The sequence below is a fragment of the Salinisphaera sp. SWV1 genome, from assembly GCF_052044155.1.
GTDB lineage: Bacteria > Pseudomonadota > Gammaproteobacteria > Nevskiales > Salinisphaeraceae > Salinisphaera.
Genome location: NZ_JBQDYE010000001.1, coordinates 78,245 through 94,754, shown reverse-complemented (window position 1 = coordinate 94,754; position 16,510 = coordinate 78,245). Strand labels below are relative to the sequence as shown.

Here is a 16,510-nt window from a genome sequence, read left to right as displayed (position 1 = left end):
TAAAGACCCTGGTTAAAGACCCTGCTTGAGGCTTTCTTCGATGAACTGATCGAGATCGCCGTCCAGCACGGCCTGCGTGTTCCCGACCTCGACCCCCGTACGCAGATCCTTGATGCGCGACTGATCCAGCACATACGAACGAATCTGGCTGCCCCAGCCGATATCGGACTTGTCCGCCTCGGTGGCTTCGGCCTCGGCCCGCCGCTGCGCCATCTCGCGCTCGTACAGCTTGGACTTGAGCTGCTTCATCGCCGTCGCACGATTCTTGTGCTGCGAGCGGTCATTCTGACACTGCACCACGATGTTGGTGGGCAGGTGGGTGATGCGCACCGCCGATTCCGTCCGATTGACGTGCTGGCCGCCCGCACCACTGGCACGATAGACATCCACCCGCAGATCCGACGGGTCGATTTCGATCTTGATGTCGTCGTCGATTTCCGGCGCGACAAAGACCGCAGCGAATGAGGTATGCCGGCGCGCCCCCGAGTCGAACGGCGATTTGCGTACCAGCCGGTGAACCCCCGTTTCCGTGCGCAGCCAGCCGTAGGCATAGGGGCCCGTCACGGCGACCGTCGCACTCTTGATTCCAGCGACATCGCCGGCCGACAACTCGGTCACTTCGGTCTGAAAACCGCGATGTTCGCACCATCGCAAGTACATGCGCAGCAGCATCTCCGCCCAGTCCTGGGCCTCGGTGCCGCCCGAGCCGGACTGGATATCGACAAACGCATTGCTCGCATCCGCCTCGCCCGAGAACATGCGCTGAAACTCCAGCGCCTTGAGGTGGCGTTCGACGCCGTCCAGTTCGGCGTCGATCTGATCGACCACCTCGGCGTCGCTCTCGGCTTCGGCGAGTTCGAGCAACTCGTCACTTTCGGCAAGGGTCGCCGTCGCGGCGTCGATCGGCCCGACGATATCCTGCAGCCGCGCCTTTTCCTGCCCGTAGGCCTGCGCCTTGTCGGGCGCCTCGACCCAGATCTGACCTTCGGCCAGTTCCGCATCGAGCTCGCTCAGGCGGTCCTTTTTCTCAGCATGGTCAAAGATACCCCCGGAGGTCGCCCAAGCGCTCGCGCAGCGAGACCATGCGGGTTCGAACAGCGTTGACATCCATATAATTAAAGCTCGGCAGCGTCGGCAAAGCGGTGAATGATTGCAGGTTAGTTTTTATTTCACAACCTGGGCGCTGGATTGCGAACTTCACCAAAAGGTCGCATACTCTTCTAGCACGTCACCGGTCAGGAAACTTGCGTTTACCACTCGGTGAATGGGACCGCACAACAAACCTAAACCCGTTCAAGGGAGTTTTGAACTATGCAATTCAAGCAACCGCTTACCGCATGCGTTGCCGGCGCGCTGGGGCTCGCTGTCTCGGCCGGCGCCTTCGCGCAGGACAATGGCAAGCCGCAGGACAAGCGCTTCTATGTCGCGCCCATGGTGTCCTACGGATTCTTCAACAATGACACGATCGGCAAGTCCTCGGATAGCTTCGGTCGTCTGCATGTGAGCAACGACGATAGCGTGGGTGCCTCGCTCGCCGTCGGCAAGCCGATCAACAGCTGGTTGAACCTCGAGCTGTACGGCTTCTATTTCAATCCGGGCCAGAAGCTCAACGGCCAGGACGCGGGTAACGCCGACCTGTACGGCTTCGGTCTGGACGCATTGTTCTTCCCGGCCCGTGACACCCTGCCGGTATACGGCATCCTGGGTGCCGCCTGGGGCAAGCAGAACCCGGGCTACGGCTCGATCAACGGCAACAACGTCGGCAATAATGCGGATGCGCAGTATCTGGACGCCGGTGTCGGCTACATGTACACCCTCAACGATTACGGCCTGAAGGTCCGCGCCGAGTACCGCTATCGTTACACCACCGTCACCTCGTCCGACGTGCTCGGCGCCGGTTACGAGGACGCGCGTTACAACGACAACATCGTCTCCCTGGGTCTGCAGATCCCGCTGGGTGCGCCGCCGCAGGCGCCGCAGCCAGTCGCGGCGCCGGCACCGACCGGTCCGAAGGATAGCGACGGCGACGGCGTGATCGACGCCAACGACCAGTGCCCGGGTACGCCGCGCGGCACCGAAGTCGATGCCCGTGGCTGCCCGATCGAGAAGAAGGCCCCGATCGTCCTCAAGGGCGTCACCTTCAACTTCGATTCGGCCAAGCTGACCTCGCAGGCGGAAAATCGCCTGAACAACGTGGTCGACGCACTGAACGCCAGCCCGGACGTTGATTTTCGTATCGATGGCTACACCGACAGCATCGGCACCCAGAAGTACAACCTGGGCCTGTCGCAGCGTCGTGTGGATTCGGTCAAGAGCTACCTGACCAATCACGGCATCGGCGCCAGCCGCATCACCGGCACCAAGGGTCACGGCGAGTCCAACCCGGTCGCCACCAACAAGACCGCGGCCGGCCGTGCCCAGAACCGTCGCGTCGAGCTGCACGTCACCAACCAGGGTGACGACAACAGCACGAGCGGCAACAGCGGCATGTAATCGAAGGGTTAACCCCCGACGATCACCGCTTGATGCGGGAAAGCCCGGCCTTTTCAGGCCGGGCTTTTTTATGCCGGCGATCCACGACTCGCGGGTATGCCGGCCCGCCCTTGCCGCGGCGACCGCTCGACGTATTAGACTGGGTGAACCATGGCCGTTCCCGACGATATACGCCGCTGTCTGCGCGACGAGATCGAACGCTACGACACGACGCGCTGCGTTCAGATTGCCCCGGCCGCCTCATTTGTCGACTGGGATGATCTGGGCGTAAGCCGCCTCGTTCTGGATCCGGATTTCGATGCCCGCCGGCCCCTGCCGACGGAACGTGCCGACCTGGCCGTCGTGCTCGATGCGCCGACAGTACTCTCGCGACAAGCCACCCGGGAATTGCTCGGACGGCTGCGTAACTATGCCGCAGGCGCGATCATCGCCGCCTTCCCCAGGGCAGAGACCGGCCGAGACAATGCCTGGTCAACCAGCGACTTTCTCGGCCTGGGGTTTCGCCGCCTCCCCTCGCAACGAGCGATCGAATCCGCCTACTGGCTGTACCGCTACGACATCTTCGATTACAAGATCACCCCCGACTGGCTGAATTCGCGCTACTGGGCCAATCCGGAGCAATGGGGCAAGCGTCGCTGGTAGGCACTGTCGATGTCGTTGGCGCGCGATGGATCTCGCCGGTCGTTTTCATGGCGGGCTCGGCCCGGGCACGTGCGGTATCGGCTGGATACAGCGCATGGCGCCCGTGCGCCTGCGCGACAGGTCGCGCAGGCGGCAACGCCGTCAGTTCCCGGCTGCGGTGGCAGCGTTCGTTCGACGGTACGTTCTTCGCCGCGGCACGCGATCCGCGTCCCAGTGTTCGACCGCCCAGTCGATCACGCCAGCCACCGAGTGCGCCGCAAGCGCGGCAGGCGGCCTCTGTCCGAGCAACAAGAGGCACTGGACCAGCTGTTCCTGACGTCGAACCGAATCCAGCGCCAGCGCGCCCGTGCTCTTGCCCAGCTTCTCGCCGGCCGCGTCCACGATTACCGGAATATGACCATAGGTCGGGGGGCAAAGATCGAGACAGCGATGGATCCAGACCTGACGAGGCGTGGACGACAACAGATCGGCGCCCCGTATTACCTCGGTTACCCCCTGCTCGGCGTCATCGAGAACGGTCGCCAGCTGATACGCCGCTACGCCATCGGCACGGCGTATCACGAAATCGCCGATGTCCGCCGCCAGATCCTGCACATAGCGCCCCTGAATGCGATCGGCCACGGCAACAACGCCGGCATCGGCACGTAGCCTGACCGCGCGTGCGCATCGCCCCTGCGGAAGCCCGTCGCGGCACGTGCCCGGGTAGATGGGACCCTCGAGCCCCGCCGGCCCGCTCTGCGCTTCACGGCGGCTGCAAGCGCAGTCAAACGCCAGCGAAGCGTCGCGCAGGCCTGCCACAGCGGCAGCGTAGGCCGCGCGGCGTTGCGACTGATACAGAATCGGGCCGTCGTGCGTGAGACCGAAAGCCGCCAGTGTGTCGATGATGGCGCGGTCGGCGCCCGGCACCACACGGGGCGCGTCGAGATCGTCGATACGCAGGAGCCAGCGGCCGCCCTGGCTGCGGGCCTGGCAGAAGCTGGCCAGCGCGGCAATCAGGGACCCGAAATGCAACGGGCCAGTGGGTGATGGCGCGTAGCGTCCGACAATCTGGATCATATACCGATCCCGTAATCGTTACCCGCATTCCGGCCGAGCGCGCGCCAAGTCCGCGGCCGCGTCCCCATCCGCCATAAAAAAACCCTGCTCGGAGGCCGATGCAAGGCATTGCTCTGACAGTAAGATGGTCGGGGTAGCAGGATTTGAACCTACGACCTTCTGCACCCCATGCAGACGCGCTACCAAACTGCGCCATACCCCGACGAGCTGCGCATCATAGCAGACTCTGCGCCAGTGACAAGATGCGGATCACGGCGTCAGCAACTGCACGATCGATTCAAGCTCCCGCCTCACCGCGGCCAACGAATCGGCCGCGACCGCGCTGTCGTTCAATGAGGCGAGCGCCCGGCCCTTGCCCGCCAGTTGCTGGCGCGCCCCCTGAATGGTGAACCCCTGGTCGTAAAGCAGATGGCGGATGTCGCGCGCGATCTGAATATCGCGTTGCTGATAGTAGCGACGATTACCTCGCCGCTTCACGGGTTTGAGCTGCGAGAATTCCTGTTCCCAGTAACGCAACACGTGCGACTTCACCCGACACAGATCGCTCGCCTCGCCGATCGAGAAGTAGCGCTTGTCGGGAATGAGCGGCAGCGCCGCAGCTTCAGTTGTCGGTTCGGGACTCGACCCGGGCTCGCATTTTCTGTCCGGGCTTGAAGCTGACGACTCGCCGTGCCGAGATTGGGATTTCTTCACCGGTTTTAGGGTTTCGCCCTGGCCGCTCGTTCTTGTCGCGGAGTTCGAAGTTCCCGAAACCGGAGAGTTTGACGTAATCGCCGTTTTCGAGGGTGCTTCGAAGTTCTTCGAAGAAGAGATCGACAAATTCCTTGGACTCTCGCTTGTTGAAGCCAAGCTGTTCGAACAGCCTTTCCGTCAGGTCCGCTTTCGTAAGCGCCACGTCATTCCCCCCTGAGTCTGGCGTCGCAACGCGCGCGCAGAGCGTCGGTTACGTCAGTTATGATTCGATCCACCGTCTCGTCATTAAGCGTGCTCGTTTTATCTTGGAAAATCAAGCTCAAAGCCACGCTTTTCAAGCCGCTTTCCAGATCGTGGCCACGGAACACATCAAATACCTGGACGGACTGAATCAGGTCATTGTCCAACGCGTCGACGGCGGCGATCAGGTCGCCGACGGCCACCGTCTCGGGCACCACCAGCGCCAGGTCCCGAGTCACCCGCGGCTGATCGGACGGTGCGGTGTAACGCACGACATCGGTCGCTTCCAGGGCGCTGCGATCGATTTCGAACAAATAGGGCAGCGCCTGCCCCTTGTAGCGGCGAGCGAACCCGGGCGCCAGCTGCCCGACCCAACCCACGGGCTGACCACCCACGTAGATCCGTGCCGATCGGCCCGGATGCAGCGCCGGGTGCGTCTCGGGCTGCAGTTCGGGAACACTTCCGGCGCGTGCGAACAGCGCCTCGACATCGCCGCGCACGTCAAAGAAATCCACTTCGCGCGCGGTCTCGTCCCAATGCGGCGGGTGTGCCGCGCCGGCGATCAGGCCCGCGATCGTGTCGACCTGCGCCATCCCGTTCTCGGCCCCGGCTGCAGGCCAGAAGCGCAGGCCCTGCTCGTACAGGCGCACCCGTGACTGTTGCCGGCGGCTGTTGTGCGCCCATGCGCCCAGCAGGCCGGCCCAGAGCGTGCGCCGCATCACGATCATCTGCTCTGAAATCGGATTGTCCAGGGTCAGGGCCGCGGCATCGCCGGTGAGTTCGGCGTGCAACTCGGGGTCGACGAAACTATAGGTGATGGCCTCGTGGTAGCCGCGCTGGCGCAGCACCTCGCCGGGCAAGCTCGCTTCCAGCAGCGCATTGCCGACCCGCGCGGGCGGCAGGACGACGCCCGCGGCCTCGGCGGTTAACCGGTCGTAACCGTAAACGCGCGCGACCTCTTCGACCAGATCGGCTTCGATCGACAGATCGTAACGCCAGCTCGGCGGCACGACCCGCCACGCCTGATCGCCGACCGGCTCGCAGCCTGCGCCCAGGCCGATGAGTGCCGCCGCGATGAAGTCCCCGGGAATAGGCTGCCCGAGCAGTCGCGTCATCTGCTCGCCGTGCAGCTCGATGGTCCGGTCTTCGGGCCATACCGGCCGGCCCTCGACGATTGCCGCCGGGCCGCAGCGACCACCGCCGAACGCCAGCATCAGGGCACTGGCACGGTCCAGTGCGCGCGCATGCAGCGCCGGGTCCACGCCACGTTCGAAGCGGTGCAGTGAATCGGTATGAATCTTGTAGCGACGCCCCTGGCCGGCGACCGCCGCGGGGGTGAAACATGCCGCCTCGAACAGGATATTACTGGTGTTCGCGTCGACCGCCGTGCGTTGGCCGCCAATCATCCCGGCGATGGCGACCGGTCCCTCGTCGTCGGCGACGACGAGCGTATCCGCCTGGAGTTCGACGTCCTGACCGTCCAGGGTGGTGATCGGCTCCCCGGCACGCGCACGCCGTACACGAATGCTGCCAACGAGCTTGTCGGCATCGAAGGCATGCATCGGCTGGCCGATATCGAGCATGACATAGTTGCCGATATCAACCGGCAGATTGATCGAGCGAATGCCGGCCCGGCGCAGGCGCTCGCGCATCCAGACCGGCGCCGCCGCGAGCGGATCGACGCCGTCGATACGGCGACCGGCATAGGCCGCGCACAGGTCGGCCGCCTCGATGACGATGTCAGCAGCGCCAGCGCCGCCCTCGGCGGGCGGATCCGCCGGGGTATCCCTGAGTTCAGCGCCGAAGGCCACCGCGACTTCGCGCGCGACGCCGCGCATGCTCAAGCAATCGCCGCGATTCGGCGTGAGATCGATCTCGACCACCGTATCGCTGGCGTCGAGATAGTCGGCCAACGCGCAGCCTACCGGAGCGTCGGCCGGCAGCAGCCACAGCCCCGCGGTGTCGCCGCCCAATCCCAGCTCTGAGGCGCTGCACAGCATGCCATTGGAGGCGACGCCGCGCAGTTTGGCCGCCTTGATCTTCATCCCGCCCGGCAGCCGCGCGCCAACTGTCGCCACCGGAACCCGGACACCGGCGGCGACGTTGGGTGCGCCACAGACGATCTGCTGGCGCGCCGCACCGGTATCGACCTCGCAGACGCGCAGTTTATCGGCATCGGGATGGGCCTGGCAGCTGACCACCTCGCCCACCACCACGCCGCTGAGATCGGGCGCCGCCGGCTCGATGGCATCGACTTCCAGCCCTGCCATCGTCAGCTGCTCGGCGATCGCCTCGATGCTCGCGTCCACGGCCACCCATTCACGGAGCCATTGCTCGCTGATTCTCATAGCGCGTCCTTAAGCGAACTGCGCGAGCATGCGCAGATCGTTGTTGTAGAACTGGCGCAGATCGGTCACGCCATAACGGAGCATGGCCAGCCGCTCAATCCCCATGCCGAAGGCGTAGCCGGTGTAGCGCGACGGGTCCACACCGGCGGCTTGCAACACGTTCGGGTGGACCATGCCGCAACCCAGCACTTCCATCCAGCCGGACCCGGTGCCAAGTCCCAGGCCGTCGATGTCGACTTCGGCCGAGGGTTCGGTGAACGGGAAATACGACGGCCGGAAGCGCAGCGTGAGTTCCGTATCGAAAAACGCCTGAAGAAACGATTGCAGTTCCGCACGCAGCTCCGCGAAGCTCACATGCTCGGCGACATACAGGCCCTCCACCTGATGGAACATTGGGCTGTGGGTGCGATCGGAGTCGTGCCGATAGACGCGCCCCGGCGCAATCACGCGGATCGGCGGTTGCCGCTGCTCCATGGTACGGATCTGAACCGGAGAGGTATGCGTGCGCAGCAACAGACGACCGGCGTCGAGGTAGAACGTGTCCTGCATGGCGCGCGCCGGGTGATCCGGCGGCACGTTGAGGGCTTCGAAATTGTGATAGTCGTCCTCGATCTCGGGACCTTCCACCACCTCGAAGCCGCGCTGGACGAACAATGCCTCGATGCGGCGGCGGGTGAGCGTGATCGGGTGGATCGCGCCGGGCGTCTCGCCGCGCCCGGGCAACGTCACGTCAACCGACTCGCGCGCCATGCGCTCGGCGAACTGGCGCTCCTCGAGCGCGTGGCGCCGACGCTCGATGGCCTCGGCGAGCTCGCGCTTGAGCGCGTTGATCTCCGCCCCGGCCGACTTGCGTTGTGCCGCGGGCAGCGCGCCCAGGGACTTGAGGCGCGCGGTGATCTCGCCTTTCTTGCCGAGCAGCGCCACGCGCTGCGCATCAAGGGCGCGCAGATCCTCGGCCGCTGCGATATCCGACATCGCGCGTTGGCGCAACTGCTCGAGTTCACTCGTCATGCGCTCGGCCCTCCCGGCCGTCTCCGAACTACGGTTTGTTTTGAGGCCCGCAAAACAAAAGGGAAAGGCCACGGCCTTTCCCTTTGATCGCCATCCATCAAACAGCGCGCGACGGGCGCGCAGCGATCACAGCTATTGGGCGGCCTTGGCCTGCGCCAGAACGGCGGCAAACGTCGCCTTGTCGCGCACCGCGAGATCGGCCAGGATCTTGCGATCGAGCTCGATACCGGCCTTCTTCAAACCGTTCATGAATGTGCTGTAGGACATGCCCTGGGCCTTGGCGGCAGCGCTGATCCGGGTGATCCACAGCGAGCGGAAATCGCGCTTGCGATTGCGACGATCGCGATAGGCATACTGGCCCGCCTTGATGACCGCCTGGTTCGCCACCCGGAACGTGCGGCTGCGCGCGCCGTAGTAGCCCTTGGCCTTTTTGAGAATCTTCTTGTGACGGGCCTTGGCCGTCACGCCGCGACTGACTCGTGCCATTTTCGCGCTTCCTGTTGTAAATCTAATGGAAAGCGCGCCGAAGTCGGCGCGCTATGAATATCCGAGTGTCGGCAACGCCCTATTTATAGGGCAGCAGACGCTCCATCGGGCGCTGGTCCGCCTTGTCGACGAGGGCGCTCTTGGCCAGGCGCTGCTTACGCTTGGGCGCCTTCTTGGTCAGGATGTGATTCCCGAAGGCGCGAGCGCGCTTGAGCTTGCCGCTGCCGGTGCGCTTCAAGCGCTTGGCGGCGCCGCGATTTGTCTTGATCTTAGGCATACGACTCTCTTCTCGACTCGAACTGTAGGCGGTTACGCCGCTATTTCTTGCTGTTTCGGGGCACGCCCTTGATCGGGGACATGACCATGGTCATCAGGCGACCCTGCATTTCCGGCCGCTGTTCAACGGTGGCCCATTCCTCCAGATCGGACTGGACGTGTTCCATCAATTCCATGCCAAGTTCCTGATGGGCCATTTCACGACCCCGGAAACGCAGCGTGATTTTGATCTTGTCCCCGTCTTCCAGAAACTCTTTGAGCTTGCGCAGCTTGATGTTGTAGTCGCCCTTGTCGGTACCGGGGCGAAATTTCACTTCCTTGAGCTGCGTTTGCTTCTGCTTCGACTTGCCGGCTTGCTGCGTCTTCTTCTTTTCGAAGACGTGCTTGCCGTAATCCATGATCCGCGTTACCGGCGGGCTCGCATTCGGCGACACCTCGACGAGATCGAGATCATATTCACCGGCTTTCGCCAGCGCTTGCTCGATTGGCATGATGCCAACCTGTTCACCTTCGGGATCGATGACTCGAACTTCCCGCGCAGTGATCGCTTCGTTTCTGCGATCTTTTTGGGCAGCAGCGATTGTCGACATCCTCCTTGCTAAGCCGGCGTCACACCCGGTCGACCGGTCCGACGGGCGTAAAGCGCGCGATTATATATAAAACACCGCGTGAATTCTACCAGCTTGTTGGGTTCATTCTCGGTTCCTGATCTGGGTCGTCGCCCGTTCCACGAAATCGGCCACCGGCATGGCGCCGAGATCCTCACCATTTCGGGTACGAACGGCCACCGCGCCATCAGCCATCTCGCGATCGCCGACTACCAGCAGATAGGGCACACGTTGCATTGTATGCTCCCTGATCTTGTAGCCGACCTTTTCATTTCTCAAGTCCGTATCGACTCGGATGCCGGCATCCCGCAGGGTATGCGCCAGCGCCGACGCGTATTCGGCCTGGGCATCGGTAATGTTGAGAACAACCGCTTGCGTCGGCGACAGCCAGACCGGCATCGAGCCCGCATGGTGTTCGATGAGAATACCGATGAAGCGCTCGAGAGAGCCCAGTATGGCACGGTGCAGCATGACCGGCACCTGCCGATCGCCGTTTTCGTCGACGTATCCGGCGCCCAGCCGCTCGGGCATGGAGAAATCCAGCTGCATGGTGCCGAGCTGCCAGACGCGATTGAGACAGTCGCGCAGCGAGAACTCGATCTTGGGGCCGTAAAAGGCGCCCTCGCCCGGCTGCAGCTCGAAATCCAGGCCCTTGTCCTCGAGACACTTCTGCAGGGCCGCCTCGGACTTGTCCCAGATCTCGTCGGAGCCGACTCGCTTTTCCGGGCGCGTCGACAGCTTGATCAGCACGTCGTCGAAGCCGAAGTCAGCATAGACCTCGTACAGCAGGTCCGTGAACCTGGACACCTCTTCGCCCACCTGCGCCTCGGTGCAGAAGATATGCGCATCGTCCTGGGTAAAACCGCGCACGCGCATCAACCCGTGCAGCGTGCCCGAGGCCTCGTTGCGATGACAGGAGCCGAACTCGGCCAGCCGCAGCGGCAGGTCGCGATAGCTCTTCAGGCCGCGATTGTAGATCTGCACGTGCGCCGGGCAATTCATCGGCTTGACCGCGAACTGGCGATCCTCCGAACCGGTGATGAACATGTCGTCGGCGAACTTCTCGGCGTGGCCGGATTTCTCCCACAACGACAGATCGATCAGCGACGGTGTATGGACTTCCTTGTAGCCTTCGCGATCCAGGCGCGCGCGGATGTAGTCGGTGATCTGCAGATAGATCTGCCAGCCGCGGTCGTGCCAGAAGATCATGCCCGGGGCTTCTTCCTGGATATGAAACAGATCCTGCTTGCGGGCGATCAGCCGATGATCGCGCTTCCTGGCCTCCTCGAGGAAGACCAGATGCGCTTTCAGATCCTTCTCACTGGCCCAGGCGGTACCATAGATGCGGGTGAGCATCTCGTTGTCGGAGTCGCCGCGCCAGTAGGCGCCGGCCAGACTCATCAGCTTGAAGTGGCGCAGGTGCCGCGAGTTGGGCACGTGCGGACCGCGGCACATGTCCACGTAATCCTCGTGGTGATACAGCGCGATGGTCTCGCCTTCCGGGATTTCACGCACGATCGCCTGCTTGTAGGGCTCGTTGCGATCGGCAAACGTCGCCAGCGCCTTGTCGCGCGTGACCACTTCGCGGATCACCTCGTGATCGCGCTTGGCCAGTTCGTGCATGCGCGCCTCGATCGCCTCGAGATCGTCGGGCGTGAGCGCGCGGCCGATGTTGATGTCGTAATAGAAGCCATCGTCGATGACCGGCCCGATGGCCATCTGCACGTCGGGATACATCGTCTTGAGCGCCTGGCCGAGCAGATGCGCACAGGAGTGGCGGATGATGTCGAGCCCGTCCGGCTCGCGTGCCGTGACCAGTTCGACTTTCGCGTCATGATCGATGGGCACGGAGGCATCGGCCAGTTCGCCATCGATGCGCGCGGCAAGTGTGGCCCGGGCCAGGCCGGCGCCGATCGACTCGGCGACCTGCATGCCGGTCACGGCCTGATCGAACTGTTTGACGGTACCGTCGGGAAGCGTGATGGCGGGCATCGCGATGTCCTACTCAGTGGCGGCCGATACGAAGAGCCGCGTGCATGGCCGACCCGAGCGGGCCGCTGAAAGCAAAAAAGCCGCCGGCGAGAGCCAACGGCTGATTCTTCGATTCTGGTACGCATGGCCGGATTCGACAACACGACACCAACGCCGCAGGGCGACAGCAGGATCCACGTCTTCGCGAGAAGGCGACAACCGCGACCCGAAGGGTCGATGGTGACAATCCCACGATCCATCGCCACACGGCAATCCACGGCTTTAACCGCGAATCAGCGAAAGTGGTAGGCGCGGCCGGATTCGAACCAGCGACCTCTACCATGTCAAGGTAGCGCTCTAACCAACTGAGCTACGCGCCTGCTGAGGTGCGAAAAGATACCGGCATCCGTCGGTTTCGGCAACCCCCTGCCGGAAAAAATCTCGAGAACCCAGACGCGGCGAACCTGTCGCCCCCTGCGGCGACGCAGCCGCGGCGACTACCCCGCCTTCGCCGGCAGTTCCAGCGCATACTCGCGGATCTTGCCGATCCGGTCGCGGATCCGGCCGGCCTCCTCGAATTCGAGATTCTCGGCGTGCTTGAACATCTGCTTCTCGAGCTTCTCGATCTCCTTGGCCAACTGGCTTGCCGACATTTTGGCGTAGTCGGCGCCGACCTCGGCAACCTTTTTCTTCTCCTTGACCTGGCTGTAGTCCTCGTAACCGTGGCGCATCACGTCGGCGACCGCCTTCTGGATGGTCTTGGGCGTGATGCCATGCTCTTCGTTGAAGGCGATCTGCTTGGCGCGCCGGCGTTCGGTTTCGTCGATCGCCCGGCGCATGGAGCCAGTGATCTGGTCGGCATAGAGAATCGCGCGACCCTCGACATTGCGGGCCGCACGGCCCATGGTCTGGATCAGCGAACGCTCGGCCCGCAGGAAGCCTTCCTTGTCGGCATCGAGCACGCCCACCAGCGCCACTTCCGGGATATCCAGCCCTTCACGCAGCAGGTTGATTCCCACCAGCACGTCGAACTCGCCGAGACGCAGATCGCGAATGATCTCGCTGCGCTCGACGGTGTCGATGTCCGAGTGCAGATAACGCACCGCCACCCCGGCTTCGTGCAGGTATTCCGTCAGATCCTCGGCCATGCGCTTGGTGAGTGTGGTCACCAGCACACGCTGCTTTTTCGTCACCACGGTCTGAATCTCGGACAGCAGATCGTCGACCTGGGTCTCGGCCGGGCGAATCTCGACCTCCGGATCCACCAGGCCGGTCGGCCGCACCACCTGTTCGACGGTGTTGTCGGTGTGTTCGAGCTCATACGGCCCCGGCGTGGCCGAGACATAGATCCGCTGCGGCGCCACCCGCTCGAACTCCTCGAACTTCAGCGGGCGATTGTCCAGCGCCGACGGCAGCCGGAAACCGTACTCGACCAGCGTCTCCTTGCGCGCGCGGTCGCCCTTGTACATGCCGCCGATCTGGGGCACGGTCACATGCGACTCGTCCAGCACCATGATCGCGTCGTCCGGCAGATAATCCAGCAGACACGGCGGCGGCTCGCCCGGCGCGCGACCGGACAGATAGCGCGAATAGTTCTCGATGCCGGAACAGAAGCCGATCTCGTTGATCATCTCCAGGTCGAACAGCGTGCGCTGCTCGATGCGCTGGGCCTCGATCAGCTTGCCCACCGACTGGAAATACTTCACCCGCTCCTGCATCTCGGCCTTGATCGAATCCATCGCGCCCACGATGCGCTCGCGCGGGGTGACGTAATGAGTCTTCGGATAGATCGTCAGGCGTGGCACCTTGCGATTGACCGTCCCGGTCAGCGGATCGAAGAACGACAACCGCTCGATCTCGTCATCGAACAGTTCGATGCGCACGGCCTCTTCATCCTCCTCGGCCGGAAACACGTCGATGATCTCGCCGCGCACGCGATAGGTGCCGCGCTCCAGCGTCATGTCGTTGCGCGTGTACTGCAGCTCGGTCAGGCGCTTGACCAGATCGCGTTGACCGATCTGCTCGCCTTCGTCCAGATGCAGGACCATGGCGAAGTAGGCCTGCGGGTCGCCCAGGCCGTAGATCGCCGATACCGAGGCCACCACGATGGTGTCGCGGCGCTCGATCAGCGCCTTGGTCGCCGACAAGCGCATCTGCTCGATGTGCTCGTTCATCGACGAATCCTTCTCGATGAAGGTATCCGACGACGGCACATACGCCTCGGGCTGATAATAGTCGTAGTAGGAGACGAAGTACTCCACGGCGTTGTCCGGGAAGAACTCCTTCATCTCCCCGTACAACTGCGCCGCCAGCGTCTTGTTCGGCGCCATGATCAGCATCGGCCGGCCGGCCTTCATGGCGACGTTGGCCATGGTGAAGGTCTTGCCCGAACCGGTCACGCCCAGCAGCACCTGATGCGCAAGGCCATCGTCCAGCCCTTCCACCAGGCCCTCGATCGCAGCCGGCTGATCGCCGGCGGGCGCCCAATTCGCTTTAAGTTGCAGTCCGTTGCTCATAGCTCCAACCATTGGCCCGGAAACGGGCGATTACAAGGCGTTGCGATACGCACCGCGCCGCGCCGTCGACGCACCCGCGGGCGAGCTGCGAACGCATGCATACAACCGGATTCCCGGTACGACAAACGATTTGCCGACACAGGCTTGCCAATCGGGATTTCATCGCCTAGGATACGCGTCCTTCGCCGCGGTGCGGTGAAGAAATTCCCCGGTAGCTCAGTTGGTAGAGCGGGTGACTGTTAATCACTAGGTCGGCGGTTCGAGCCCGTCCCGGGGAGCCAAATAAATCAAAGGGTTGCGCGCTTCGGTCGCAACCCTTTTTTATGCGTGTCCGGAATATGTCCGTGTATAGAACACGCCATTAATTGCGAACGGTGAGTCTTGCGCCCAGCATCCGGCCAACCTCTACCGGTAGACACCTAACACTAGATCGTGCGCTGATTCATCTACCGGTAGATATAGATCTGAGCTGGAATCAGTGCCCGGGCAGAAGCGGCCCCGAATCCACGTCCAGGTCCACCGGCCCCTCGCTCCAAAGGGAGCGCAGCTGCGGCCGGCCTTCGTGGTCGATCTGGATCCGGATAAGGCCGTTGACGGGCTGTTGCGGCGCCGCCGGTTTGGCTGCTGACGGTTGGTCGGTCGATCGGCGCCGCAGCGGCGGCGGCTGGTTATCCGGCGCGGCCTGTTTATGCGGTAGCCAGGGTCTGGGCATCGCACTGCTGTCAGGCGCCGGCCGCGGCGGCGCCGGCCTGTTATCTGGCGCGGATGGCTTGGATCTGCGTGCCTCACGCCCACCGCCGGCTCCAAACCATGACTTGATACCGCCCAGCGCTTGCTCAGCGTAGCGGTATGCCAGCCACGATCCCGGCGACAAGGCGGATCGCTTCGCCATCCATTTATCGAGGCCATTCTTTTTGATCTGGTTATAACTATCCCAGCCCCCAAGAGCACCGAGCGTGATCAAGCTGGTGCCGGCGCCACCGAGCAGCCCAAGCTTGCCAGCGCCGCGCGTTTCCATTCCGCTACGAAGCTCTTTCTGCTTCGCGATCACTTTGCCCAGCTTCCAGCCGTACTTGAGCACAGCGCCGCCGGCCGTTGCCAATGCAACCAGCCAAGGCCCTGCGAGCAGCCCCATGATACCCATGGCGGCATTTTTCCAGCCGCCGATCATGTGCACCAGGTTCTGGATCGATTGCGCCGTGTCTTGAATCGACTTCATCGTCTTCTGGATGCGCTTGGGCAGCTTGTTCGCGAATTGAGCAGACCAGCGGGCGATCTCAGCATGGTGTCCGACGATGTAGTTGGTCAGCTTCTTGATGCTCGCCGTCAGCGCATCGAGCTGTTTGCCAACGATCGTGAACTTTGCGCCCTGAAGGGCTGTGCCGAGGTTCGTCAGCGCATCTTTGAAGCGCTCTGCCGCATGCGCCGTGTCGGCGGACATCGCCCCGAAAAGCCGCTTGTACTGCGCCTCCAGCTGTTGGACCACGCCATACCCGCCATCGACGATCTGGCTTATTTCCAGATTGCCCCGGCTGAACGCCGCAGCGGCGCCGGCGATACGATCGGCATGATTTGGCGTGGCCGCCATTGCTTTCAGATAGAGGTTGAACGCCGTTTTAAGTTTTTTGGTGTGCTCGAGCGCCTTGAGTAACTGCGGGTTCGCGTCTTTGAGGTACGTGCCCAGCGTCCCTTTTCCGTGCTGGGTTCGAAGCTGCCCCCAGCGCCGGGAAAACGTCTTGAGCCCCTGATTCAGCTTGTCCTGCGACACACCCTGGCGGTTCGCAACGTACTGCCACCGTTGCAGCGTCTTGATATTGACGCCGATATCGCGCGAAGTCTTGGCGAGCTCGTCGCCTGTGTCTGCCACGTTGGAGACCGCCCGACTGGCCGCATAACCAATGCCGGTCGCCGCACCCGCGATACCGACGGCATATCGTCTCGTGACCCGGTTCAGGCGACTGAAATCCCGTCCGACTTCGCGCGTGGCGTGGCGCACCTGCCGCTGCATCTGCCGCAGCGGGCCGCCGATACGGTTCTGCAACTCCAGGATTACTGAGCTTTTGCGTTCAGACATGAATCACCTGTCATCCGGGCGAAGGTGCTGGATACGCTCGAGCCAGAACTCCGCTTCAGACAGCCGGAGAGACCAGAGCACGGGCGGCGGCCAGCC

The 16,510-nt window shown here is 63.1% G+C and carries 14 protein-coding genes and 3 tRNA genes; 3 read left to right on the top strand and 14 right to left on the bottom strand.

What is annotated here, in order from left to right:
• Positions 1–12: 12 nt before the first annotated feature.
• A protein-coding gene (prfB, locus tag ACS8YF_RS00440; RefSeq protein WP_440848248.1) for a peptide chain release factor 2 occupies positions 13–1,111 on the bottom strand; the annotation gives its coding sequence in 2 pieces (ribosomal slippage) (positions 13–1,038 and positions 1,040–1,111; 1,098 coding nt in all).
• Positions 1,112–1,311: 200 nt separating this feature from the next.
• Between prfB and ACS8YF_RS00435 the strand changes: the two genes are divergently transcribed.
• Positions 1,312–2,493, top strand: coding sequence for an OmpA family protein (locus tag ACS8YF_RS00435; protein WP_440848247.1), 1,182 nt, complete (start codon positions 1,312–1,314; stop codon positions 2,491–2,493).
• Between the two features lie 150 nt (positions 2,494–2,643).
• Positions 2,644–3,135, top strand: coding sequence for a DUF6231 family protein (locus tag ACS8YF_RS00430; RefSeq protein WP_440848246.1), 492 nt, complete (start codon positions 2,644–2,646; stop codon positions 3,133–3,135).
• Between the two features lie 141 nt (positions 3,136–3,276).
• On the opposite strand, the gene gluQRS is transcribed toward ACS8YF_RS00430, so the two are convergent.
• From gluQRS to uvrB, 12 genes are all read right to left on the bottom strand, one after another.
• Complete coding sequence (gluQRS, locus tag ACS8YF_RS00425) at positions 3,277–4,191, bottom strand: tRNA glutamyl-Q(34) synthetase GluQRS (RefSeq protein ID WP_440848245.1); 915 nt, start codon at positions 4,189–4,191, stop codon at positions 3,277–3,279.
• Positions 4,192–4,316: 125 nt separating this feature from the next.
• A tRNA-Pro gene (locus tag ACS8YF_RS00420) sits at positions 4,317–4,393 on the bottom strand.
• Between the two features lie 47 nt (positions 4,394–4,440).
• A complete protein-coding gene (locus ACS8YF_RS00415) occupies positions 4,441–4,782 on the bottom strand; it encodes a MerR family transcriptional regulator (protein WP_440848388.1) in 342 nt (113 codons plus the stop codon).
• A gap of 10 nt (positions 4,783–4,792) precedes the next feature.
• Positions 4,793–5,086: an integration host factor subunit alpha gene (locus ACS8YF_RS00410; RefSeq protein ID WP_440848244.1), complete on the bottom strand. Its 294-nt coding sequence runs from the start codon at positions 5,084–5,086 to the stop codon at positions 4,793–4,795.
• A gap of 1 nt (position 5,087) precedes the next feature.
• Positions 5,088–7,472 (bottom strand): phenylalanine--tRNA ligase subunit beta, encoded by a 2,385-nt coding sequence (gene pheT, locus ACS8YF_RS00405; protein WP_440848243.1) that lies wholly within the window; start codon positions 7,470–7,472, stop codon positions 5,088–5,090.
• Positions 7,473–7,481: 9 nt separating this feature from the next.
• Positions 7,482–8,483, bottom strand: a complete 1,002-nt coding sequence (pheS, locus tag ACS8YF_RS00400) for a phenylalanine--tRNA ligase subunit alpha (RefSeq protein WP_440848242.1) — start codon at positions 8,481–8,483, stop codon at positions 7,482–7,484.
• A 132-nt stretch (positions 8,484–8,615) separates the two neighbouring features.
• Positions 8,616–8,969, bottom strand: coding sequence for a 50S ribosomal protein L20 (gene rplT / locus ACS8YF_RS00395; RefSeq protein ID WP_109994332.1), 354 nt, complete (start codon positions 8,967–8,969; stop codon positions 8,616–8,618).
• A 79-nt stretch (positions 8,970–9,048) separates the two neighbouring features.
• A complete protein-coding gene (gene rpmI / locus ACS8YF_RS00390; RefSeq protein WP_109994331.1) occupies positions 9,049–9,246 on the bottom strand; it encodes a 50S ribosomal protein L35 in 198 nt (65 codons plus the stop codon).
• Between the two features lie 40 nt (positions 9,247–9,286).
• On the bottom strand, positions 9,287–9,835 hold the full coding sequence (gene infC / locus ACS8YF_RS00385) for a translation initiation factor IF-3 (protein WP_109994330.1): 549 nt from the start codon (positions 9,833–9,835) through the stop codon (positions 9,287–9,289).
• Between the two features lie 102 nt (positions 9,836–9,937).
• Positions 9,938–11,845 (bottom strand): threonine--tRNA ligase, encoded by a 1,908-nt coding sequence (gene thrS / locus ACS8YF_RS00380; protein WP_440848241.1) that lies wholly within the window; start codon positions 11,843–11,845, stop codon positions 9,938–9,940.
• Between the two features lie 282 nt (positions 11,846–12,127).
• Positions 12,128–12,204: transfer RNA gene (locus ACS8YF_RS00375), tRNA-Val, on the bottom strand.
• A gap of 117 nt (positions 12,205–12,321) precedes the next feature.
• Positions 12,322–14,340 (bottom strand): excinuclease ABC subunit UvrB, encoded by a 2,019-nt coding sequence (uvrB, locus tag ACS8YF_RS00370; protein WP_109994328.1) that lies wholly within the window; start codon positions 14,338–14,340, stop codon positions 12,322–12,324.
• 205 nt (positions 14,341–14,545) lie between these two features.
• Between uvrB and ACS8YF_RS00365 the strand changes: the two genes are divergently transcribed.
• A tRNA-Asn gene (locus tag ACS8YF_RS00365) sits at positions 14,546–14,621 on the top strand.
• Positions 14,622–14,815: 194 nt separating this feature from the next.
• Here ACS8YF_RS00365 and ACS8YF_RS00360 read toward each other — a convergent pair.
• Positions 14,816–16,414 (bottom strand): hypothetical protein, encoded by a 1,599-nt coding sequence (locus tag ACS8YF_RS00360; protein WP_440848240.1) that lies wholly within the window; start codon positions 16,412–16,414, stop codon positions 14,816–14,818.
• Positions 16,415–16,510 lie beyond the last annotated feature (96 nt).